We start from the raw sequence: 21,128 nt of genomic DNA, 5'->3' as shown, positions 1-21,128 counted from the left end.
GGTTGCTATGCTTTTCCAGTAGCAGGCTTTGTTAATATGTGTGTCGCTTGCTTTGTGAGGAGTGCTTGGTACGAGGATGTAAGGGAAAGTATTAGTACCTTGTCTTCATCTTCGCGACGAACATCAGCAATGGATAATAGCGTTGATTTGAGTTGGTTGGCTTCTGTGAGTGCAGTATGGCTGATCAGCTCATTTGTTTGAGTTGTGCGTGTTAAAAAGAGTGCTTCTTCTTTAATAAGATTAATTTTATCGCGGTTGCCTCGTACGATAGCCATGTGTAAATTCAAAACAGGTTTAAATGACTTAATACGTGCGTGATTGAATGCTCTATAAAGTAGTGTAAAAAGCTTTGCAGCACAAAGAGCGTGAACGCCATGTCCATCCTCTTCATCTTGGTCGTCAAAAAATAGCTGCATGTCCCCACTAGCATCAATAGATACAGACCCACCATAAATAGCGGAAACCTTTTTGATTAGCTGCTCGTAAGTTTGTAATAAATAATTATGTTCATCAGGTTCGACGTAGTCTGCATGCCCCGTTGTTGCATCTATATAAAATAAATAGGCAGCTTCTTTGGGCTGCAGCGATAGTTCCAGCTGATGTTCTAAGCTGTATAAATCGAGTTGTTCTTCTTCTCGCCCATTATTGCGTAAAGGGTTGGTTTTTAACCTGGGCGATTCAGTGCGAGATTCAGAAAGACTTTGTTGACTCTCTTCTAGCGCATAACTCGGCTCTTTTTGTGGTGTCTGTTTCTGCTCATTCTCTGGCTGAATGGGTGCTGGTATAAAGTGAGGCATTCGTTGTGTAGTATCAGGCCTAAGTAAGTCGACAAGTTCGTCGTTATCTAGGGTTTCATCTATGGTATGAGTGTCGCTTCTTTCAGTGTCTTGGGCAGGGCTTAATGGGCCGCCTTTGATACTGCTCTCTTTTAATGACGGCTGACCACTGGCGTTTTCAAGCACTTGAGAAAAATTTTCTGTTGGTGTTTCATTATTTTTTTCTTCGTGCGTAATTTCTGTCGGCGGCAAAGTATCGTTGTGTTTAGATAGTAAGTCACTTGTCTCAATGGAAGAAGAAGGTGTCTTTTGTGTTTCGTCTGCTGAGGCTGATCGTAAAACGAGCTGCTTCAGGGACAGCCATAGCGTTACTAAAGTGGCTAATAGGGTCGTAATAGAAAGGATGGAAATTTGCCACAACAGGCCGGTAAGCATGTTTTTTTCGGCATCATGGCTTGTATAGAGTTTCAATGTGCCCATAGGGTTTTGCGGGCTTCCCAAAATGACCTTTTGCTCCGCATCGTTACTTTCTCCTGCGCGAGCAATGAGCTTGTTATTTTTGTTGAAAACGGCAACGCCTTTGACTTGTCGCGCTTCCGATAAGCTATTGAGAAAAAAATTAAGGCTAATGATATCTTCTGCTAAAAGGTAAGGCTGGATCGTCATCGCCGCTTGTCGGGCAGTAAACCTTGCTGTCTTTGTTGCTTCACTCTTTGCTATGTTTTCAGCTGCAATGTAAAGATACGTTGCGCTAAGCATCCAGCCAGATAACATGACTAATGCTGTGGCAAATATCAGGCGATAGTGCGGCTTTTTTAAAGTGGCTAGCATATTGCTATTATGTATCCGTTGAAGGTTGTCCATTTATTAGTGCCGATGATAGCAGTTAGTGGTCTTTCTGGTCACTCATATAAAGCAGTTCATGACCCGAGATTGATAGCATTGTATAATTATGAGTTCACGTGAACGCGAAAGGGTAAGTGATGAACGTTGAAGCATACATGAACAAGTTAGGGCAAAGCGCCAGAGAAGCCTCCCGATTAGTGGCGAGAGCGGAAACGGGTGTTAAAAATAAAGCGTTATTGGCCATGGTTACTGCATTAGATAGCAGCCGTAATGAGCTAATAACAGCCAATAAGAAAGATCTCGAGAGCGGCCGTCAAAACGGGTTGGATGCAGCTATGCTGGATCGACTTGGATTAGACGATGCAACTATCGACGGAATGATCGAAGGTTTACGCCAAGTAGTCGCATTGCCTGATCCGGTAGGAAGTATCACCGATATGAATTACCGCCCTTCCGGGATTCAAGTAGGTAAAATGCGTGTTCCCTTGGGTGTTATTGGTATTATTTATGAATCCCGACCAAATGTAACGGTTGAGGCTGCTAGCTTGTGCTTAAAATCAGGCAACGCCACTATTTTACGTGGCGGCTCAGAAGCTATTCATTCTAACCAAGCCGTTGCAGAGTGTATCCGTGTAGGGCTGAAAGAGGCCGGGCTGCCTGCAGAAGCTGTACAAGTAGTAGAAACGACTGATCGAGAAGCGGTTGGGCAGTTGATTACGATGCCTGAATTCGTGGATGTGATAGTTCCACGTGGTGGTAAGGGGCTTATTGAGCGCATTAGTCGTGATGCTAAAGTGCCTGTGATTAAGCACTTAGATGGTATCTGCCATGTGTATATTGATGATCAGGCAGATAGAGCAAAAGCAGTCAATATTGCACTCAATGCAAAAACGCATCGTTATGGCACGTGTAATACGATGGAAACCTTACTGATCCATGAAAATATTGCTGAAGCAGTATTAGGTGACTTGGTTGATCGCTACTTTGCTGCAGGTGTTGAATTGCGCGGGTGTGAGCAAACACGTGCGATAGCGCCACGTGTTAACCCAGCGACGGAGTCTGATTGGTCGACGGAATATCTTGCACCCGTTTTATCAATTAAGATTGTTTCTAATATTGATGAGGCGATGGCGCATATTAACCAGTACGGTTCGCATCATACTGATGCAATAGTGACTGAGAACTATACGCTCTCACGTCGTTTCTTGCGTGAGGTTGACTCCAGCTCAGTAGTTATTAATGCATCTACGCGTTTTGCGGATGGCTTTGAGTATGGGCTGGGTGCAGAAATTGGTATTTCTACTGATAAAATACATGCACGCGGCCCTGTCGGGCTAGAAGGGTTAACATCACAAAAATACGTAGTATTGGGTGACGGTCATATTCGACAGTAATCCAATGGCAGCGGCCCATGTATTTATGGGGGGGACATTTGATCCCGTCCATTTCGGACATTTGAGAACAGCATTAGAAATACAGCAATGGCTAAATGTTAGCTCTGTGTCTCTAATGCCATCTAATGTGCCAGTACATCGGCAGGTTCCAGGTTCTACTGCGATAGCACGATTAGCTATGGTTGAAGAAGCAATCGCTGAAGAAGGCGCGTTACGTTGTGATCCCAGAGAAATTCTTTCGGATCGACCTTCTTATACGATTTATACCTTGGAGGCTTTGCGTCAGGAACTTGGCTTAGAGACGCCTGTCTGTATGGTGATGGGAATGGACTCATTTTTGTCGCTAGATCAGTGGCTTCGTTTTGATGAGTACCTGTCGCTCTGCCATATAATAGTTGTAGCGAGGCCTGGATATCTGTTTGATCCGAACGGGGCCTTGAAGCAACTATTGGAGGAGCATCAGGTAGAAACGAAAGATGATATGCTGAAGACTCCGTCAGGTAGTATTTTGATACATGAGTTGACGCCATTAAGTATTTCAGCCACCCATATTCGTGAGTTGATGGCTAATGGTGAATCCCCTCGATATTTATTGCCAGATTCTGTCTGGCACTATATACAAAAACATAAACTCTATTACACAGATAAAGGATAGTTAATTGTCAATGCAAAGTAAGCAGCTTATTGAGCTTGTCCGTAATGCGCTTGAAGACGTGAAAGCGCGAGATATTGAAATTATCGACGTGCGTGGAAAGTCGAGTATTACCGATTTTATGATGATTGCTACCGGTACTTCAAAGCGTCATGTGGTTTCACTGGCTCAAGCGGTTTCAGATAAAGTAAAAGCAGAAGGCGTTGAGCCACTAGGTAGTGAAGGTCAAAGTGATGGTGATTGGGTGTTGGTTGATTTAGGTGAGTTAGTTGTTCACGTTATGATGCCTGACGCACGAAGCTACTATGATCTTGAGCGTTTATGGCAGTTTGACCCGATAGAAGATGATAATGAATCAGATTCAAATGTGAGCGGGTTAAGTTAATGAAAATACGTTTACTGGCTGTCGGCGGAAAGATGCCTGATTGGGTTGCTGTTGGATTCAATGAATACAGTAAACGTTTGCCGCATGAAATGACGTTAGAGCTAGTTGAGCTTCCTCTGGGCCACCGCGGTAAAGGTGCTGATATGGCTCGTGCTATTCGCCAAGAAGGTGATGCTATGCTGGCGGCTATGCCAAAAGGCGATAGGGTAATTGCCTTGGAAGTAGAAGGGCGCTCATGGTCAACTGAGCAGCTTGCAGCAAAAGTGAGTGAGTGGCAGATGGATGGACGTAATATTTCTCTATTAGTTGGCGGGCCGGATGGGCTTGATCCACGCTGTGTCGCTTTAGCTGACCAAAAGTGGTCTCTTTCTGGTCTAACATTACCTCACCCGTTAGTTCGCGTCATTCTTGCCGAACAGGTTTACCGAGCCTGGACAATCATTCAGGGTCATCCGTATCACAAGTAACCATGTCTCAATTTGAACGTTTAAAAGACCATTCCCAAGAAAGCCGAACTTTTTGTTTTCGTGCATTTTTGGCGTTTATGGTTGTATTGCTATTAATAGGTGTGCTCTTAGGTAGGCTCTATTACTTACAGGTCGTGCAATATGACCGCTATGCGGCTATGTCTGAGCAAAACCGTGTGCAGCTGCAACCGGTTGCACCTACGCGAGGTCTTATCTATGACACGAATGGGGTTTTGTTAGCGGATAACCGTCCCAGCTATAGTGTCACGCTTCTAAAAGAGGAGGTGGGTAAGAACCTTGATGCGACACTCGCTGAGCTACAGCATATTATCGAAATTAGTGATAAAGATATTGAGCGCTTCAAGAAACGTCTTAACCAGCGTCGACGTCCTTATGAAACCGTTCCTGTTAGGTTTCGATTAACTGAGGAAGAGATTGCCAAACTTGCGATCAATTACCATCGGCTTCCAGGAGTACAGGTAGAGGCGGATTTAATTCGTTATTACCCATACGGAGAAAGTTTGGTACATGCCATGGGTTATGTTGGACGCATCAATGAAAAAGAATTAAAAGCCTCTGACCCTAAGGCTTATGCGGGTACGCATTATATAGGTAAGCTTGGTGTAGAGAAATTTTATGAATCGATATTGCATGGCTCGGTGGGCATGCAAAAAGTAGAAACTAATGCTCGTGGCCGAGTTATGAGGGTGCTTGAACGTACTGACCCTATCCCGGGTAAGGATCTGCAGTTACATATTGACCTTAAGTTGCAGCAGATAACAGAGAAGCTGGTGCAAGGTGAGAAAGCGTCTATTGTGGCGATAGATCCTGCTACCGGTGGTATATTGGCGTTGGTCTCAACCCCAGGTTATGACCCTAACCTGTTTGTGACCGGTATTTCCAGTAAGAGCTATAGCGCGCTGCGAGATTCGCCTGATCTACCTTTATTTAATCGAGCCGTGCGTGGGCGCTACCCTCCTGGTTCGACTATTAAGCCTGTTATTGGTTTGGCCGCAATTGATTCCGAATCAGTTCCACCGACACACTCTGTGTGGGATCCCGGTTTTTTTACGCTAACTAAAGGCGGTCGAAAGTATCGTGACTGGAAGCGTGGGGGGCATGGTAAAGTTAATATGAAGCTGGCATTTGCGCAGTCGTGTGATGTTTGGTTTTATGATGCAGGTTATCGCATGGGCGTTGATCCGATGTCGGATTATCTTGGGCGTTTTGGTTTTGGACAAGTAACAAGTCTTGATTTGCCTGAGGCGTTAGCGGCTATCCTTCCTTCAAGAGAGTGGAAGCGCAGATCGAGAAAGCTTCCTTGGTATCCCGGAGACTCATTGAACCTCAGTATTGGGCAAGGCTTTTTACTAACAACACCTCTACAGTTAGCGACGGCTGCGACTGTTTTGGCCAATCGTGGCAAGTGGGTTCAACCTAAGCTCCTTAAAGGTATTCGGGATAAAAATGAAGAAGGCACAGTCCGTATTAAAATGCCGGAAATCCTAAATGCGACGCCCTATCCAAAAGATATTGAGCTTAAGCATCCTGAGTACTGGGAATTGATCGTGGATAATATGGTGGAGGTTGTTCATGGCAAACGTGGTACAGCTCGCAAAATTGGTTTAGACGCACAATATAAGATTGCGGGTAAAACCGGTACTGCGCAAGTTGTCGGGATTAAGCAAGATGAAAGATATGATGCAAGTGCGCTTTCAAAACGCTTTCATGATCACGCTCTGTTTGTTGCATTTGCTCCAGCGGACAAACCACGCATAGCATTGGCGGTTATTGTGGAAAATGGAGGCGGTGGGTCGAGTACGGCAGCACCACTTGCCAGAAAAGTGATGGATGCGTATCTATTAGGGATAGATCCAACAGAGGACGTGATTGAAGACACAGGAGCGGGTCATGAGTAGTCGTGATTTTGAGCGCTCTATGCCTGAGGCAGGCCACCATCTACGTCGTAAAAAAGGATGGTGGAGCCACACCCATCTAGACGCTTGGATGTTGTTCTTTTTGTTCTTATTGTGTTCCTTCGGATTGTTTGTTTTGTATAGCGCGTCCGGGCAAGATGTTGACTATGTTATACGCCAAGCTGTGCGTATTGGCGCAGGTTTTTTTGTTTTGGTGATGTTGGCTCAGTTCAGTCCGAGAATTTTGATGCGTTGGGCGCCATGGGTGTATGCCGCAGGCGTTATTTTGTTATTAGCTGTTATGTTTTTCGGAGTTGGGGCGAAAGGGGCCCAGAGGTGGATTGCTCTACCTGGCTTTCGTTTTCAGCCATCTGAAATTATGAAACTTATATTGCCACTTATGGTGGCTTGCTATATTGCAGGGCGATCTTTACCACCAAGTTTTAAACACTGTATTGTCAGTTTGATACTAATCGGGTTGCCGACAGTATTAATTATGAAACAACCTGATTTGGGTACGTCTTTATTGATTGCCGCATCAGGCGTTTTTGTCATGTTGTTTTCTGGAATCCGCTGGCGGTATATTTTAGGGGCGTTTGGCGTTGCTTCAGCAGCATTGCCTGGTTTATGGATGGTCATGAAGGATTATCAACGACAACGAGTATTGACGTTTCTTGATCCAGAAAGCGATCCACTAGGGTCTGGTTGGAATATTATTCAATCTAAAACAGCCATAGGATCGGGAGGCGTTTGGGGGAAAGGGTGGCTTGGTGGTACACAATCCCAGTTAGATTTCTTGCCTGAGTCGCATACCGATTTTATTATTGCCGTCATTGCTGAAGAGTTAGGGCTATTTGGCGTTATGATTCTCCTTTGTCTTTATATATTAATTATTGGGCGAGGTTTGTGGATGGCGGCACGTGTGCCGGACAGCTTTGGTCGGCTTGTAGCAGGTAGTATCGTGTTAACTTTCTTTGTGTATGTCTTTGTTAATATTGGAATGGTCAGTGGTTTATTACCCGTGGTGGGTGTGCCATTACCGATGATTAGTTATGGTGGTACGTCGATTGTTACATTGATGGCTGGTTTTGGTATTTTAATGTCAGTGTATAGTCACAAACAGATGGTGATGAGGTAATAACGCAAATGAAATTGAGCTGGAAAGTGTGTGTCGCAATCATATTGGGCGCATGTATAAACAGTGTAGTGTTGGGCGAGGATGCTAAAGGATATAGCGGCCACCCCGAAGCTCAAAAGTGGCTGCTTATGATGGAAGATGAGTCGTTTTCAAAAGATTACCTTCTATCTGTACTTTCTAGCGCTAGAAAGAAAGATAGTATTTTGAAAGCAATGAATAGGCCTGCTGAAAAACGACTTGATTGGGGGGGCTACCGAAAACTCTTTGTTAAGCCAAAGCGTATTTCTCGCGGTGTTGATTTCTGGCGTAAGCATGAAGAGACGCTCCACCGAGCTGAACAAGTATATGGTGTGCCTGCAGAAATAATCGTCTCAATCATCGGAATCGAGACGCATTATGGTCGTAACACGGGTAGTTATAGAGCGTTAGATGCTTTGGCTACCTTAGGTTTTGAGTACCCGCGTCGAGCAGCTTTCTTTCAAGGGCAGCTAAAAGATTTGTTGATTCTTGCTAGAAACGAAAAAATTGACGTTACCACATTAAAAAGCTCATACGCTGGTGCTATGGGTTATGGGCAGTTTATCCCATCCAGTTTCTTAGCTTATGCAGTAGATTTTGATCGTGATGGGAAAAAAGACCTATGGAATAGCCCGGTAGATGCCATTGGTAGTGTTGCCAACTATTTCTTTAAGCATGGTTGGCTGGCAAATAAAAATGCAGTAACTGAAGTAAAATTATCGAGGTCATTGCCTAATGATATTATTAATACGGGTGAAAAACCGGCGAAACTACTATCAGGCTGGAAAGCCTTGGGTGTGAAGGCAAGCCAGGTAGAGGCGCAGGATGTAGCTGCCGTATTACTGAAAATGAAAGATCAAGACAGTGAAGCTTATTGGCTTGGTTATAATAATTATTATGTTGTTACTCGTTACAACCGTAGCCGTTTATATGCGATGGCAGTGCTGCAGTTAAGTGAAGAGATAAAGACTAAGAAATTGGCTGAAAAAATAGCAGCTAAACAAACAGACGCGAAAGGTTAGCACTGAATGAAATTTCTAATACTATCAGTTTCCATCATTGCTCTGTTATTGAGTGGTTGTAGTAGTAAGCCAAGCTCAAGCCGTTACAGTATAAAATATGACCATGGGCCTGCAGCAAAAGTTGATGTGTCTCACGTGAAAGATGCGGTTCCAAAAGTTGAACCAAAAAGCCGTGGCGGTAATAAGAGTAATTATAAAGTATTGGGAAAGCGCTACTCAGTAATGTCATCATCAAATGGTTATAAAGAGAGAGGAGGGGCATCTTGGTATGGTAATAAATTTCATGGCCACCTGACCTCTAATGGTGAAACCTATGATATGTATAAAATGACAGCTGCGCATAAGTCACTTCCTATACCAACGTACGTAAAAGTGACAAACTTAAAGAACGGTAGGCAAGTGATAGTGCGTGTTAATGATCGGGGCCCATTTCATAAGGGTAGAATTATAGATTTGTCTTATGCCGCTGCTTCAAAGCTGGGTATGTTGCGTAGTGGAACTGCAGCGGTAGAAGTTGAAGCCATTAATCCCGTTACATGGAATGCCTCTAAAGTGATTTCTGCTCCTCAAGTGTCACGTGTAAGCGTGGCACAAGGCAGAGCTCTTGCTTCCGGAAGTTATTTGCAGGTCGGTGCTTATTCGGCTCAAATATCGGCGCGTAAAGTAGCGAATCAATTAAATCGTGATTTTAGCGTTGCCGCTCATGTAAATAGTGTTAATCGTACAAGTGGGCAACTATATAGGGTGTTACTTGGGCCAGTGAAGAATCATGAAAATGTAGATATTATGATTGAAAAGCTAGACCAAAGAGGGTTTGTTGGGGCGCATCTGGTAGACTTGCCATAAAATAGCGATAAACCGCATAAAACATAAAGTTGAGTAGAACTTATTCTTTGTAATAACGTCTACTCTGGAAATAAATCAGCAGACATATTCAGGAATTTACTGTGCAAAGACTGCAAACAGCCTTTTTAACTTTTCTATTCCTTTTTCTAAGTGTTGGACACCTACAAGCAGCGACTGCGTTGATCCCTTCTGCACCACAGATTTCGGCAACCTCATACTTAGTGATGGATGCTGATACCGGGAAGCTAATCCTATCCAGTAGATCCGATGAGCGCTTTGCGCCAGCAAGCCTAACAAAGATGATGACTAGTTATCTGGTTGAATACGAACTGGATAAAGGGAATATCAGCAAAGATGACCTAGTACTGGTCAGCGAAAAAGCTTGGAGGACTCCGGGTTCGAGGATGTTTATCAAAGAAGGTACGCAGGTCAAACTGGATGATTTGCTTAAAGGTATAATTATTCAATCAGGCAACGATGCTTCGGTAGCAGTAGCAGAGCATATTGCGGGTAGTGAATCTGCTTTTGCTGATTTAATGAACCAGCATGCCAAACTGCTGGGTATGAATAATACTCATTTTAATAATGCGACGGGTTTACCAGCTGAAGGGCACTTCTCTACAGCTAAAGATTTAGCTATTCTTGCAAAAGCGATTATCCAGCAGTTTCCTGAACATTATGGAATCTATTCAGAAAAATACTTTACCTATAACAATATCCGCCAGCCAAATCGTAACAAGTTACTTTGGCGTGACCGCACCGTAGATGGCATAAAAACAGGCCACACGGACGAAGCAGGGTACTGCTTAGTTGCTTCAGCCAAGCGTGACGGCATGCGTTTGATATCTGTTGTTATGGGCACCAGTAGCGAAGAAGCAAGAGCACAAGAAAGCCAAAAAGTATTGGCTTATGCATTTCGCTACTTCCGTACGCATAAGCTATACGGTTCTGATGAGATCCTTAATACCGCTAAAGTATGGGGCGGTATTCAGGATCAGGTTCGTTTAGGTCTTGATGAGTCATTAGCCGTGACCATTCCTAGAGGTCAGGCCGATGAATTAAATGCAACAATGGATGTGGATAAAGTGATTAAAGCACCTGTTGTTAAAGGGCAGGAGTATGGTGCTGTTCGCGTTACATTAAATGGTGAAGACGTTGTCAGAGTGCCATTAGTTGCAATGGAAAATGTAGAGGAAGGTGGCATATTGAAGCAGATATGGCATACCATTATGTTGTTCTTTATGAGCTTGATTAGCTAATTAGCTGCTGATTCTCTTTGGAGTTAGCCTGTTACATGAGCTCACATTTTTAATGTGAGCTTTTGTGTTTTGGTGACAATGGATACAGTATATTTAAATGGGGAGTATATCCCCGCTGACCAAGCCACTGTGTCGGTATTTGATCGTGGCTTCCTGTTCAGTGACAGCGTGTATGAAGTGATACCTTTTTATCAGGGTGTCGGCTTCAGACTGGAAGAGCACTTGCAACGCTTGGAGCATAGTCTTCGCGCATTACGAATTGAATTAGAGCTTGACTGGATTATTACCCTAAGCCGTTTAGTTGAATTAAATGGCGGAGGTAATCTCTCTGTTTACCTACAAGTAACGCGCGGTAGTGCGGGCAAACGTGTTCATGCAATAGACCAAGGCCTTGTGCCTACAGTGTTTGCGTGCTGTCAGCCGATTCGAGATATTTATCAGGAGGGTGCTGATAAAGTTGAAGGTATAAAGGTTATCGTTACCGCCGACCTTCGCTGGCATCGTTGTGATATAAAATCGACGTGTTTACTGCCTAATATTTTGGTGCTCCAGCAGGCGCGCGAGCTGGGTGCTCAAGAGGCAATATTACAACGTGATGGGGCGCTCACTGAAGGAGCGAGTTGCAACTTCTTTATTGTCGAGCAGGGTGTTCTATATACGCCTCCTATCGGCACAGAAATATTGAGCGGTACTACTAGGGCGCTGATTTTAGAGCTAGCTGATCAATATGGAATTCCTCGTCAAGAAACGGAAATCGATTACCAGCGGTTGATTGGCGCAGATGAGGTCTGGATTTCTAGCTCAACAAGAGCGATTGTGCCTGTGATGCAGGTAGATGATTATGTTGTTGGGAATGGCCTGAAAGGCCCTCTTTGGCAGCGCATGTTTGAAATTTTTACTCGTTATCAACATCAATTGATGACGGGGGAGTAATTATGAGCGAAGAACAGCCTTCAACAGAAGTACAACCACCAAAAATTGAATTTCCTTGTCCCGATTATCCAATTAAAGTCGTCGGCAAAAATGCTGATGATTTCCAATCGTTTGTTGTCGATGTTATGCGGGTGCATGTACCTGATTTAGATGAAAGCCGGATTACTATTCAAGACAGTAAAAAAGGAACGTTCAGATCCATTAGAATGTTTATTACGGCGACAGGTGAGGAGCAGCTCAAAAATTTGCATGAAGAATTAATTGCTTCTGATCGTGTGCATATAGTGATCTGATGAGTACCAATAATAAACTGATTACCCGTGATCTCGGTATCCAGCCATATGAGCCTATATGGCAAAAGATGCAAGCATTTACGGATCAGCGGGATGCTGACACGGCTGATGAGATATGGGTCCTGCAACACGAACCCGTTTTTACGCAAGGTCAGGCAGGAAAAGAGGAGCATCTGCTTTTGACAGGTGACATTCCTGTTGTTCAGGTCGATCGAGGCGGGCAAGTGACTTATCATGGGCCGGGCCAGCTGGTAATTTACCTTTTGTTGGATCTGCGCAGAAATAAGCTTGGTGTTCGTGATGTAGTTACACTCATGGAAAAGGGTGTTATTAGTGCACTGCAACACTTCGGAGTAGAGGCTTTTGCGAAACCGGATGCACCAGGTGTTTACGTTGGCCAAGCGAAAATAGCATCGCTTGGCTTACGTGTACGACGTGGTTGTACATTCCATGGTTTGGCTTTAAATCTTAATATGGATCTAGAACCATTTTTAAGAATTAACCCATGCGGTTACGCCGGTATGGAAATGACACAGCTTTGCTCCTTAGTAACTGATGCGGATCCGCATCAAGCAACCCAATGGCTTGTGAATTACTTGACTAAAGAAATAGGTTATAATTCCATATCACATCAAACTTCCTTGGACTCACAATAGTATGGCGAACAGTTCCGATAAAGCCTCTTCAGTAGTGAAGGTGGAACAGGGTGTTAAATTACGTGGTGCTGAAAAAATGGCACGTATCCCTATTAAAGTAATCCCGACAGAAAAGGATGAAATGCTTCGTAAGCCACCATGGTTACGAGTTCGTATGGGCTCGAGCAAGGAAGTTCAAAAAATTAAAGAAAAGCTGCGCCATCATAAATTGTCTTCAGTTTGTGAAGAAGCAAGCTGCCCAAATTTAGGTGAGTGTTTTACTAATGGAACAGCCACTTTTATGGTGATGGGTGATATCTGCACACGCCGCTGTCCATTTTGTGATGTAGCACACGGTCGCCCAAATGCATTGGCTGAAAATGAGCCTAGAGAGCTGGCCGAAGCTATTACTGATATGGGTTTACGCTATGTGGTGATAACTTCAGTAGATCGTGATGATCTTCGTGATGGTGGTGCTCAGCACATTGCAAACTGCATATCTGAAACACGTCAACGCTCTACTACGATTCAAGTAGAAACGTTAGTGCCTGATTTTCGTGGTCGTATGGAAGTGGCGTTAAATATTCTTAGCCAAACACCTCCTGATGTATTCAACCACAACCTTGAAACAGTGCCTCGCTTGTACCGTAAAGTACGTCCAGGCGCCGACTATCAGTGGTCACTTGACCTACTTAAGGGGTTTAAAGAAAAGTGTCCTGATATCCGTACTAAGTCTGGATTGATGGTAGGTGTGGGTGAGACAAACGAAGAGATTATAGAAGTATTAAAGGATCTTCGTGCTCATAATGTAAACATGCTGACCATTGGGCAGTATTTGCAACCGAGCCGTAACCATTTGCCAGTTGATCGCTTTGTTACGCCTGATGAGTTTGATGAGTTTGCGCGTGTAGCCAAAGAACTGGGCTTTAGCCATGTTGCGAGTGGCCCATTGGTTCGCTCTTCTTACCATGCTGATTTACAAGCGAAAGGTGAAACAGTTAGTTAATCTCTTTCTAACTAATCGCTATATGACAGGTGTTGTTGCAAGAACAGCACCTGTTTCTTTTACTCTATACTTCCTCTCCTGATTAAGCTCAATAGATCTATTCTTATAGTGGTATATACTAATATTATTACATTAGTATATTCTTATATGGAGAGGTTATGTCTGTTACTAAAACAGTGCGAGTTGAAGCGGAAATGGGTGATTCATTTCGAGTTCAATCTGATATTCGTGGTCATAAAGTTATTATTGATCAGCCTGCTGCAGGCGGCGGTACAGATGAAGGTCCGACCCCCTTGGAATATTTTCTATTTTCTCTGGCAGGTTGCGTTGCTACCATTGGACGCGTCGCAGCTAAACAGCAAAAGATAGAGCTGCACAGCTTTTCAGTGTCAGTGGAAGCCGACTATGATCCTGCAGGTTTGTTAGGAAAACCAACAGATAATCGTTCTGGTTTTCAAGTAGTGCGTGTTACAGCTGAAATTGATGCGCAGCTGTCGTCTACTGAAAAACAAGCTTTCCTTGATGAAGTATGTGATCGTTGTCCGCTACATGACAACATTAAACTGGCAACTGAAGTGGTTCATACGTTAGCTGAGTAAACTATCTTGGGCCAGGGTTGCTTATTCTGGCCCATTTTTTTTGGCGCTTATTGGATCTTTGCTACGTATTCTGCGATCGCATCGGCTTGTTCATCTGACAGTTGAGTAAACACCGGCATTTGATGACCCATGCTGTAGCCATGCTTAATCATGAGTATGATTTCGTAGTCAGCCATTTTCTTGCGATCTTTAGGTAAGTGCTCATACTGAGCGCCTACGCCACTTTTAATGTGACATTGCTTACAGTAGTAATTGTAGAGCTGGTCGCCTTGTTTTAGTTTTAAAGGGTTTTCTTCAGTGCAGCCTGAAAGAGTAATAAATACGATCAATAGAGAACAAATTTGTAATATGCAGCTCTTCATATGAACCGACCTTTTCTAAGTCCCTATGAATCAGTGTAGTTTATTCTGTGATTCAATGCAGGATATTAGAAGAACGGTGTGAGTTGAAGGCGTTTTCCGGAGAGCGCAATACTGATATCTGACAGCATTAACCAAGGAGATCCAGTAGCCATTCCTTTGATTACTTTGTCTAGTTGTTGGCTAGTTTTTAATAAATCTTCTAATGTTGATAAGCTGAGGCGTTCAGCACAGCGGCGCAACGATTGTTTTCGCTTACCCCATATGCGCTCTTTTTGGCAGATAGTCTCGTAAGCTAAACCACGTTCTAGGCCTTGGCTGATAGCGTATAGAATTCTAATTTCGCGTGTTAATGCCCACAAAACAATAGGCGGCTCCGTCCCTTCTTGGCGTAACACATTGAGAATCTTAATACAGCGCTCGCTTTGTCCTAGTGCAATCGTGTCCATAAGGCCATAAACATCGTACCTTGAGTTATCTGAAACAGCGTCAACAATCTGTTCAGCGGTAAGGATGCCATGTGGGTGGAGTAGGTGTAACTTGTCTAGTTCTTGCTTGGCTGCTAATAAATTGCCTTCCACTCGATCACACAGTAACTGCACTGCACTATCATCGAGTTGCATTTTTTTGCTATTCGCCCGATGCCTGATCCAACCTGGGAGTTGATGTATTTCGACCGGCCAGATTTCAACACAGACACCTTTTTGTTCGATAGCTTTGTGCCATGCAGATTTTTTTGCTCCGCTATCTAGCTTGTCGGCAATGATTAGCAGGATATTTTCAGGAGGGGCGTGTGCGATGTACTCTTGAATAATTTCGCTAGCCGCTTTATTGACTTTATGGCTGCCTAAGCGAATTTCAATAAGCTTTTGCTCAGCAAAAAGAGAAAGAGCGTTAGCGCATTCGAGCAGGTATTCCCATTTGAATTGGCCTTCTACATGAAGTACTTCTCGTTCGCTGAAGCCTTTCTGGCGAAAAGCACTGCGCAATTGATCGCAACATTCTGCACTGATAAGTGGTTCATCACCTGATATCAAATACACAGGTGCATGCGTTTGTTGCAAGTGGCCTGTCAGTTGCTCAGCAGAAAGCTTCATTTGTCGTTATCTTGTGGCATTAGCGTGTTTGAGCGACGAATTGGCGAACGATACGTTCAGAGATCGATTGCCACATTTCGGAACGAATTTCTTTTTCCAATGAGTAGCTTGCAGTAGCAGCATCGGCATTGTAATCAAAGATACGCTCAGTACGCGCCACTAGAGGACCTGAAACAGATTCACCTTCGAGGTTTAATATTTCAAATTTAACCAATACTAGCAGTTCATACTCATCCACGTTGGCTTTACGATCTAGTGTGATAGAGCGTCGGTTCTCTCTAACTTGCTTTATTGCTAGCTGATAAGGCGCTGCTTCCAGTAGAGAAATACCCTGCTGGTTAAGCGTACGTTTCAGCGCTTGGTCAAACTGAGCGGGTGAACCACTTTTTAAAATAAGTGTGACCATCCTTGATGACTCGGGAACATCCATCGTGCCGCGTAATTTAAAGCCGCATCCAGATATCAGAGCAATGGCTAGAGTGAAACACACAAATCGGCTTAAAAAGTGGTAATTGGTCATCTATTTAATAACTCCTTTTAACCTACAACAATGTTGACCAGTTTTCCGGGCACTACAATCTTTTTACGAATTGATTTGTCCACCATAAACTTTTGAACATTCTCTAGTGCTAGTGCTGAATGCAAAATAGTGTCTTGATCCGCATCGGCCGCAACATCCATTTTTGCTCGCACTTTGCCATTCACTTGTACAACCATTTGAATGGATGAGCGCACTAATGCTGTTTCATCAAATGTAGGCCAAGGTGAGTTGAGAAGGTCTGTTGTATGTCCAAGCTCGCTCCACAACTTGTGAGTGATGTGTGGCACGATAGGAGACAGCAACTGTATAGCTGTTTGTAATGCTTCACGCATAACTGCACGGCCTTGGTCGCTGACATCAACAAACTTAGTAATACTGTTCAGAAGTTCCATTACGGCGGCAATAGCGGTATTAAATGTCTGGCGACGCTCAATATCATCAGATACTTTCTTGATGGTTTCATGCACTTTGCGGCGCAACTCTTTCTGCGGTTCAGTGAGTGCAGTTGTATCTAGCTCTACAACGCCCTGTCCATCTAATAAGTGATCATGTACATGTTTCCACAAACGACGTAGGAAACGGTTTGCACCTTCAACGCCAGAATCAGACCATTCTAACGACTGCTCAGGCGGTGCGGCGAACATCATAAACAAGCGCACAGTATCAGCACCGTACTTATCGATCATGACCTGCGGGTCAATACCGTTGTTTTTTGACTTGGACATTTTGGTAACGCCCGCTTGCATAACAGCTTGGCCATCGTCTTTGTGATTAGCGCTAACAATACGACCTTTATCATCTGTTTCAGTTACAACGTCGGTTGGTGCAATCCATACTTTTCCGCCTTTTTCATCTTCGCGGTAATAAGTATTAGCTAAAACCATACCTTGGCAAAGTAGGCGAGTGAATGGTTCATCAGAATTGACTAAGCCTTCGTCACGCATCAATTTGTGGAAAAAACGAGAATACAATAAATGTAAAATAGCGTGCTCGATACCGCCAATATATTGATCTACAGGCAGCCAGTAATTGGCTTTCTCTGGATCAAGCATAGCGTTATCGGTCGAGCGACTTGCATAGCGAGCGTAGTACCAGCTTGATTCCATAAAGGTATCGAAGGTATCTGTTTCACGTTCAGCAGCACCACCGCATGAAGGGCAGGTGGTATTAATGAAGCTGTCCATTTTTTTGATTGGTGAGCCACTACCATCAAATTCAACATTTTCAGGTAACACAACGGGCAGTTGATCTTCAGGTACGGGCAATGCACCACAGCTTGCACAGTTAATAACCGGAATTGGCGTGCCCCAATAACGCTGACGTGAAACACCCCAATCGCGCAATCGGTAGTTGATAGTGATTTGGCCTTTACGTTGGCGTTCAAGCTCAGATGATATTGCTTTAAAGGCCAGGTCAAATTCAAGGTCGTTGAAGTCACCGGAGTTGATTAAAGTCCCTTTGTCTGTGAAGGCTTCTTTTTCAATATCGACCTGTATATCGCTATTTGTTGAGTCGATAACTTGTTTGATCTTTAGTCCATATTTCTTAGCAAATTCCCAGTCACGCTGGTCATGAGCTGGCACTGCCATAACAGCGCCTGAACCATAATCCATTAGGACAAAGTTAGCTGTCCAAACTGGAACTTGTTCGCCCGTTAGGGGGTGAGTCGCTTGAATACCCAGCGACATGCCGCGTTTTTCCATCGTAGCCATGTCTGCTTCAGCCATTTTGATGTTTTTACATTCATCAATAAACTGAGCTAATTCTGGGTTGGATTCGGCAGCTTTTAATGCCAATGGGTGTTGTGCCGCCACGGCAACATACGTAACCCCCATTAATGTATCAGGGCGTGTGGTAAAGACTTCTAGGTCAGAGCCATCTTCAACATGGAACTTAAGCTCAACACCTTGGGAGCGGCCAATCCAGTTGCGCTGCTGCGTAATAACCTGTTCAGGCCAATCAGTTAGCTTATCTAAGTCGTCAACAAGCTGGTCTGCGTAGTCAGTGATTTTAAGGAACCACTGAGGGATTTTTTTACGTTCAACTAAAGCCCCAGAGCGCCAGCCGCGTCCATCGATTACTTGCTCATTAGCAAGTACTGTCATATCAACTGGATCCCAGTTAACCTCAGCTTCTTTTTTATAAACAAGCCCTTTTTCCATTAGGCGAGTAAAGAACCATTGCTCCCAACGGTAGTATTCAGGGTGACAAGTAGCGAGTTCGCGGTTCCAGTCATAACCAAAGCCCATCAGTTTTAACTGATCGCGCATGTAGCTTACGTTTTCATATGTCCACTTAGCAGGCGGAACATTGTTGTTCATCGCTGCATTTTCAGCCGGAAGGCCAAAAGCATCCCAACCCATCGGTTGGAGTACATTTTTTCCTTGCATACGCTGGTAACGAGAGATTACATCACCGATAGTGTAGTTACGAACATGTCCCATGTGCAGACGGCCACTTGGGTAAGGGAACATGGATAGGCAGTAAAATTTTTCTTTACTGGTATCTTCGGTGCATAGGAAACTATTATTATCTTCCCAGTACTGTTGAGTCTGGGTTTCTATCTTTTGCGGTTCGTATTGATCGTTCATAGTAGTATCGTATTGGAATCTCAGGCAATAAACCGGCTTATGTTGATGCTGGTTAAAGAGTCTACTGGAAAGTTTAGAGTATGCTGCATAGCATACAATATAAGCCCTGCTATCAACAGCAGTATAGGTCGTCTAATTGCGTTAGACCGGAGTTGAAAATGGACAAAGATTCAAAAAAAATGCTTGAAAATAAACAGGATGCTTCGAGTTTATACAATCGTGTTCTGGATCGCTTAACAGGCACATTAGAAAACGCCGAGCATCGCTCTTGGGATTACCTACAAGAAAAGATTGAAGAAGCGGTTGAATTGGAGTTAACCGCTGAAGAGATGACGCGGGATGAAATGGATCTTCTCAGTGCCTATCTCAAGCGAGATCTTAAGCAGCTTGGCTATTACGCACATGAAACGGGTGAGGGGATTGCTGCTTGGTTGCACTTTGACTTAAATATTCTTGAAAACACGGTTGTGCAGAAGCTAGTTGCTCTGGCTGACCAAACAAGAGTTGAGCAGGAGAGGTTAAGAGAGCAGTTAGCAAATGCCGATGATGAATATATGGCGGGTGAAATTGCTGCGGTAGGGACGTTCGAGTGTCAGGAGTGCAAGCAGGAAGTGCAGTTGAGGCAAACGAGCCTGATTCAGCCATGTGTGGCATGTAGTTCAGAGCACTTTAAGCGTATTTCAAGCCCGTGGAATGTATAAAAACTGCCAATTAGCTGCTGTTGAGTAGTTATTTACAGAACAGCTCTACATTCTCTTTTGCATCTTTGAGGGCGTTGCGAGCAGCAGCGCCTGTTAGCTTTTGCTTTTTCCCTGTAACAACGTTAATGCCTTGAATGCCTTTTTTCTGGTATCTGGAGTAGCGTGCTTTATATTTCTCACACATATCCCGATCACGAGCTTCTTGTTTAAGCATGGCTTTTTGTTCAGCTTGGACGCGTTTTTCTTTTCGTAGTTTGCTTCTTTTCTCTTCTTTAATACGGCGAATATCACGCTTTTTATTATTAAGTAGGCGTTCCTGACGGTGTGCGTTGGCCCGGTCGGCAGGCTGTTTTTGTAGCTTAACTTCCTTAACGTTGGGTGCCAGCACGCGTGGCGTGCCGGAATAGTGTGTCTTACCGTTTTCGTCTTTCCATTTATAAATTTCTGCGTTTACTGTGTAGCTGCAAAGTAGTAAAGCGAGTATTAAAGGGAAAGTTATATACGGCATTTTTTATCTCTGTTTAGGGCTTATAAAATGTATGACTAATCTATAAGATCGTACTGATTGCGCAAAATATCAACAATATCGGCTTTCGGATTGTCAGAAAGTTCTAGTTTTTTTCCGGTCACTTTCTCTGCAACGCCTACATAGGTTGCTGAAATGTCCATCATAACGGTTTCCGGTAAGGCGTTATCGCGAGCCAGAGCTTCACGTTCAGGCATGCGCTCTTTGTTAAGCAATATATCAGGCTCAGGGAAGTGGTTTAACAGCCATTGGCGAAACCCTTCTTTGGAGTTCTCAACAATTTTTCCATTATTGTAAGCCACCGTGTCCCAGATACGAGAAGAATCAGGGGTGCCGACTTCGTCCATGTAAATTAGTTTTTCATTACCAGCAGCATCAGTAACATAACCAAATTCAAATTTGGTATCGACAAAGGTTTGCTCCAAAGCGGTCAGTGCATCACTGATAACGCCAAAGCCCTCTTTCAGTAGCTTTTCATATTGATTGATATCATCTTGGCTACGCAAATTAAAAGCAGCAAAGTTATCTTCTAAGTTTTGGCGGGTAATGTTTACGTCATCCGCTTCTGGTACGCCCGGTATGCCTTTAAGAATGCCTTTAGTTGATGGCGTGATCAGAATCTCAGGAAGCTTTTGGTCTTTCTGTAAACCGTCGGGTAGTTGAATGCCGCAAAATTCACGCTCACCTTTAGAGTATGCACGCCACATAGACCCTGTGATGTACTGACGGCAAATGGCTTCAATCATCACTGGTTTAGCCTTTTGTACGATCCATACAAATGGGTGTGGGATATCTAAAATATGGCTATCGGCTAGGCCGTTGTCACGAAATAGCTTAAACCAATGGTTGGATATTGCGTTCAGGGCTGCGCCTTTGCCAGGTACTCCGTTCATGCCGCCTTCGCCATGCCAGATGCAGTCAAATGCAGATATACGATCACTAATGACCATAATCGCTAAAGGCGCATCAGCGGCAACATCATAGCCTTTCTCTTTGATTAGGCGCTGGCTATCGGCTTCGGTTAACCAGTAAACCGAGCGTACTTTACCGCTGTGGACGGGGCTATCGGTACGAATCGGCAGATCGTTATTAACTGCCAGCACTTTATCGGCAAGACTCATGAGTTGC

Annotated in this window: 22 protein-coding genes; 15 read left to right on the top strand and 7 right to left on the bottom strand. The window is 44.0% G+C overall.

Translation table 11 applies throughout. From position 1 onward, the window contains the following. Window positions 1-5: 5 nt before the first annotated feature. Window positions 6-1,640, bottom strand: coding sequence for a hypothetical protein (locus QZZ55_RS01530; protein WP_293264581.1), 1,635 nt, complete (start codon window positions 1,638-1,640; stop codon window positions 6-8). 119 nt (window positions 1,641-1,759) lie between these two features. Between QZZ55_RS01530 and QZZ55_RS01525 the strand changes: the two genes are divergently transcribed. From QZZ55_RS01525 to QZZ55_RS01460, 14 genes are all read left to right on the top strand, one after another. Then, entirely contained in the window at window positions 1,760-3,016 is a 1,257-nt protein-coding gene (locus QZZ55_RS01525) for a glutamate-5-semialdehyde dehydrogenase (RefSeq protein ID WP_293264579.1), read from the top strand. Next, complete coding sequence (nadD, locus tag QZZ55_RS01520) at window positions 2,994-3,671, top strand: nicotinate-nucleotide adenylyltransferase (RefSeq protein ID WP_293264577.1); 678 nt, start codon at window positions 2,994-2,996, stop codon at window positions 3,669-3,671. Before QZZ55_RS01525 ends, nadD begins: the two co-directional genes overlap by 23 nt. Window positions 3,672-3,681: 10 nt before the next feature. Beyond that, window positions 3,682-4,053 carry a ribosome silencing factor gene (gene rsfS / locus QZZ55_RS01515; RefSeq protein WP_293264684.1) on the top strand — a complete coding sequence of 124 codons (372 nt, stop codon included), beginning with the start codon at window positions 3,682-3,684 and terminating at the stop codon, window positions 4,051-4,053. Next, complete coding sequence (gene rlmH, locus QZZ55_RS01510; RefSeq protein WP_293264575.1) at window positions 4,053-4,520, top strand: 23S rRNA (pseudouridine(1915)-N(3))-methyltransferase RlmH; 468 nt, start codon at window positions 4,053-4,055, stop codon at window positions 4,518-4,520. Before rsfS ends, rlmH begins: the two co-directional genes overlap by 1 nt. 2 nt (window positions 4,521-4,522) lie before the next feature. Further along, window positions 4,523-6,439, top strand: a complete 1,917-nt coding sequence (gene mrdA, locus QZZ55_RS01505) for a penicillin-binding protein 2 (RefSeq protein WP_293264573.1) — start codon at window positions 4,523-4,525, stop codon at window positions 6,437-6,439. Then, window positions 6,432-7,574, top strand: coding sequence for a rod shape-determining protein RodA (rodA, locus tag QZZ55_RS01500; RefSeq protein ID WP_293264571.1), 1,143 nt, complete (start codon window positions 6,432-6,434; stop codon window positions 7,572-7,574). Before mrdA ends, rodA begins: the two co-directional genes overlap by 8 nt. A gap of 8 nt (window positions 7,575-7,582) precedes the next feature. After that, window positions 7,583-8,614: a lytic murein transglycosylase B gene (gene mltB / locus QZZ55_RS01495; protein WP_293264569.1), complete on the top strand. Its 1,032-nt coding sequence runs from the start codon at window positions 7,583-7,585 to the stop codon at window positions 8,612-8,614. A 6-nt stretch (window positions 8,615-8,620) separates the two neighbouring features. Beyond that, window positions 8,621-9,460, top strand: coding sequence for a septal ring lytic transglycosylase RlpA family protein (locus tag QZZ55_RS01490; protein ID WP_293264567.1), 840 nt, complete (start codon window positions 8,621-8,623; stop codon window positions 9,458-9,460). Window positions 9,461-9,570: 110 nt separating this feature from the next. After that, window positions 9,571-10,719, top strand: coding sequence for a D-alanyl-D-alanine carboxypeptidase family protein (locus QZZ55_RS01485; RefSeq protein ID WP_293264682.1), 1,149 nt, complete (start codon window positions 9,571-9,573; stop codon window positions 10,717-10,719). A 78-nt stretch (window positions 10,720-10,797) separates the two neighbouring features. Continuing rightward, window positions 10,798-11,652 (top strand): aminotransferase class IV, encoded by an 855-nt coding sequence (locus QZZ55_RS01480; RefSeq protein ID WP_293264565.1) that lies wholly within the window; start codon window positions 10,798-10,800, stop codon window positions 11,650-11,652. A gap of 2 nt (window positions 11,653-11,654) precedes the next feature. Further along, a complete protein-coding gene (locus QZZ55_RS01475) occupies window positions 11,655-11,945 on the top strand; it encodes a DUF493 family protein (protein WP_293264563.1) in 291 nt (96 codons plus the stop codon). Beyond that, window positions 11,945-12,601, top strand: a complete 657-nt coding sequence (gene lipB / locus QZZ55_RS01470) for a lipoyl(octanoyl) transferase LipB (RefSeq protein ID WP_293264561.1) — start codon at window positions 11,945-11,947, stop codon at window positions 12,599-12,601. Before QZZ55_RS01475 ends, lipB begins: the two co-directional genes overlap by 1 nt. Window position 12,602: 1 nt before the next feature. Continuing rightward, a complete protein-coding gene (gene lipA, locus QZZ55_RS01465; protein WP_293264559.1) occupies window positions 12,603-13,586 on the top strand; it encodes a lipoyl synthase in 984 nt (327 codons plus the stop codon). A 158-nt stretch (window positions 13,587-13,744) separates the two neighbouring features. Then, window positions 13,745-14,185: an OsmC family protein gene (locus QZZ55_RS01460; RefSeq protein WP_293264557.1), complete on the top strand. Its 441-nt coding sequence runs from the start codon at window positions 13,745-13,747 to the stop codon at window positions 14,183-14,185. A gap of 47 nt (window positions 14,186-14,232) precedes the next feature. Here QZZ55_RS01460 and QZZ55_RS01455 read toward each other — a convergent pair whose 3' ends face one another. From QZZ55_RS01455 to leuS, 4 genes are all read right to left on the bottom strand, one after another. Beyond that, entirely contained in the window at window positions 14,233-14,547 is a 315-nt protein-coding gene (locus QZZ55_RS01455) for a cytochrome c (RefSeq protein WP_293264555.1), read from the bottom strand. Window positions 14,548-14,612: 65 nt separating this feature from the next. Then, window positions 14,613-15,641 carry a DNA polymerase III subunit delta gene (holA, locus tag QZZ55_RS01450; RefSeq protein ID WP_293264554.1) on the bottom strand — a complete coding sequence of 343 codons (1,029 nt, stop codon included), beginning with the start codon at window positions 15,639-15,641 and terminating at the stop codon, window positions 14,613-14,615. Window positions 15,642-15,660: 19 nt separating this feature from the next. Then, the gene (gene lptE / locus QZZ55_RS01445) at window positions 15,661-16,161 is read right to left on the bottom strand and encodes an LPS assembly lipoprotein LptE (RefSeq protein ID WP_293264553.1); all 501 of its coding nucleotides are present in this window, start codon (window positions 16,159-16,161) and stop codon (window positions 15,661-15,663) included. Window positions 16,162-16,178: 17 nt separating this feature from the next. Further along, window positions 16,179-18,773, bottom strand: a complete 2,595-nt coding sequence (gene leuS, locus QZZ55_RS01440; protein ID WP_293264552.1) for a leucine--tRNA ligase — start codon at window positions 18,771-18,773, stop codon at window positions 16,179-16,181. A gap of 158 nt (window positions 18,774-18,931) precedes the next feature. On the opposite strand from leuS, the gene QZZ55_RS01435 reads away from it, so the two are divergent. After that, window positions 18,932-19,474 (top strand): zinc ribbon-containing protein, encoded by a 543-nt coding sequence (locus QZZ55_RS01435; protein ID WP_293264550.1) that lies wholly within the window; start codon window positions 18,932-18,934, stop codon window positions 19,472-19,474. A gap of 28 nt (window positions 19,475-19,502) precedes the next feature. Here QZZ55_RS01435 and QZZ55_RS01430 read toward each other — a convergent pair whose 3' ends face one another. Further along, on the bottom strand, window positions 19,503-19,982 hold the full coding sequence (locus QZZ55_RS01430; protein ID WP_293264548.1) for a DUF4124 domain-containing protein: 480 nt from the start codon (window positions 19,980-19,982) through the stop codon (window positions 19,503-19,505). Between the two features lie 35 nt (window positions 19,983-20,017). After that, window positions 20,018-21,121, bottom strand: coding sequence for a phosphoribosylaminoimidazolesuccinocarboxamide synthase (locus QZZ55_RS01425; protein ID WP_293264546.1), 1,104 nt, complete (start codon window positions 21,119-21,121; stop codon window positions 20,018-20,020). Window positions 21,122-21,128: the final 7 nt, after the last annotated feature.

It is taken from the genome of Neptunomonas sp. (genome assembly GCF_016744175.1).
Lineage (GTDB): Bacteria > Pseudomonadota > Gammaproteobacteria > Pseudomonadales > Balneatricaceae > Neptunomonas.
The sequence above is the reverse complement of the archived record's forward strand: the minus strand, read 5'-3'. Positions and strand labels throughout refer to the sequence as shown.

Bases quoted from the DNA above. Each gene is read 5' to 3' on its own strand.
- QZZ55_RS01530 (WP_293264581.1), bottom strand. From the start codon at position 1,640: ATGGACAACCTTCAACGGATACATAATAGCAATATGCTAGCCACTTTA.
- QZZ55_RS01525 (WP_293264579.1), top strand. From the start codon at position 1,760: ATGAACGTTGAAGCATACATGAACAAGTTAGGGCAAAGCGCCAGAGAA.
- rsfS (WP_293264684.1), top strand. From the start codon at position 3,682: ATGCAAAGTAAGCAGCTTATTGAGCTTGTCCGTAATGCGCTTGAAGAC.
- rlmH (WP_293264575.1), top strand. From the start codon at position 4,053: ATGAAAATACGTTTACTGGCTGTCGGCGGAAAGATGCCTGATTGGGTT.
- mrdA (WP_293264573.1), top strand. From the start codon at position 4,523: ATGTCTCAATTTGAACGTTTAAAAGACCATTCCCAAGAAAGCCGAACT.
- rodA (WP_293264571.1), top strand. From the start codon at position 6,432: ATGAGTAGTCGTGATTTTGAGCGCTCTATGCCTGAGGCAGGCCACCAT.
- mltB (WP_293264569.1), top strand. From the start codon at position 7,583: ATGAAATTGAGCTGGAAAGTGTGTGTCGCAATCATATTGGGCGCATGT.
- QZZ55_RS01490 (WP_293264567.1), top strand. From the start codon at position 8,621: ATGAAATTTCTAATACTATCAGTTTCCATCATTGCTCTGTTATTGAGT.
- QZZ55_RS01480 (WP_293264565.1), top strand. From the start codon at position 10,798: ATGGATACAGTATATTTAAATGGGGAGTATATCCCCGCTGACCAAGCC.
- QZZ55_RS01475 (WP_293264563.1), top strand. From the start codon at position 11,655: ATGAGCGAAGAACAGCCTTCAACAGAAGTACAACCACCAAAAATTGAA.
- lipB (WP_293264561.1), top strand. From the start codon at position 11,945: ATGAGTACCAATAATAAACTGATTACCCGTGATCTCGGTATCCAGCCA.
- lipA (WP_293264559.1), top strand. From the start codon at position 12,603: ATGGCGAACAGTTCCGATAAAGCCTCTTCAGTAGTGAAGGTGGAACAG.
- QZZ55_RS01460 (WP_293264557.1), top strand. From the start codon at position 13,745: ATGTCTGTTACTAAAACAGTGCGAGTTGAAGCGGAAATGGGTGATTCA.
- QZZ55_RS01455 (WP_293264555.1), bottom strand. From the start codon at position 14,547: ATGAAGAGCTGCATATTACAAATTTGTTCTCTATTGATCGTATTTATT.
- holA (WP_293264554.1), bottom strand. From the start codon at position 15,641: ATGAAGCTTTCTGCTGAGCAACTGACAGGCCACTTGCAACAAACGCAT.
- lptE (WP_293264553.1), bottom strand. From the start codon at position 16,161: ATGACCAATTACCACTTTTTAAGCCGATTTGTGTGTTTCACTCTAGCC.
- leuS (WP_293264552.1), bottom strand. From the start codon at position 18,773: ATGAACGATCAATACGAACCGCAAAAGATAGAAACCCAGACTCAACAG.
- QZZ55_RS01435 (WP_293264550.1), top strand. From the start codon at position 18,932: ATGGACAAAGATTCAAAAAAAATGCTTGAAAATAAACAGGATGCTTCG.
- QZZ55_RS01430 (WP_293264548.1), bottom strand. From the start codon at position 19,982: ATGCCGTATATAACTTTCCCTTTAATACTCGCTTTACTACTTTGCAGC.
- QZZ55_RS01425 (WP_293264546.1), bottom strand. From the start codon at position 21,121: ATGAGTCTTGCCGATAAAGTGCTGGCAGTTAATAACGATCTGCCGATT.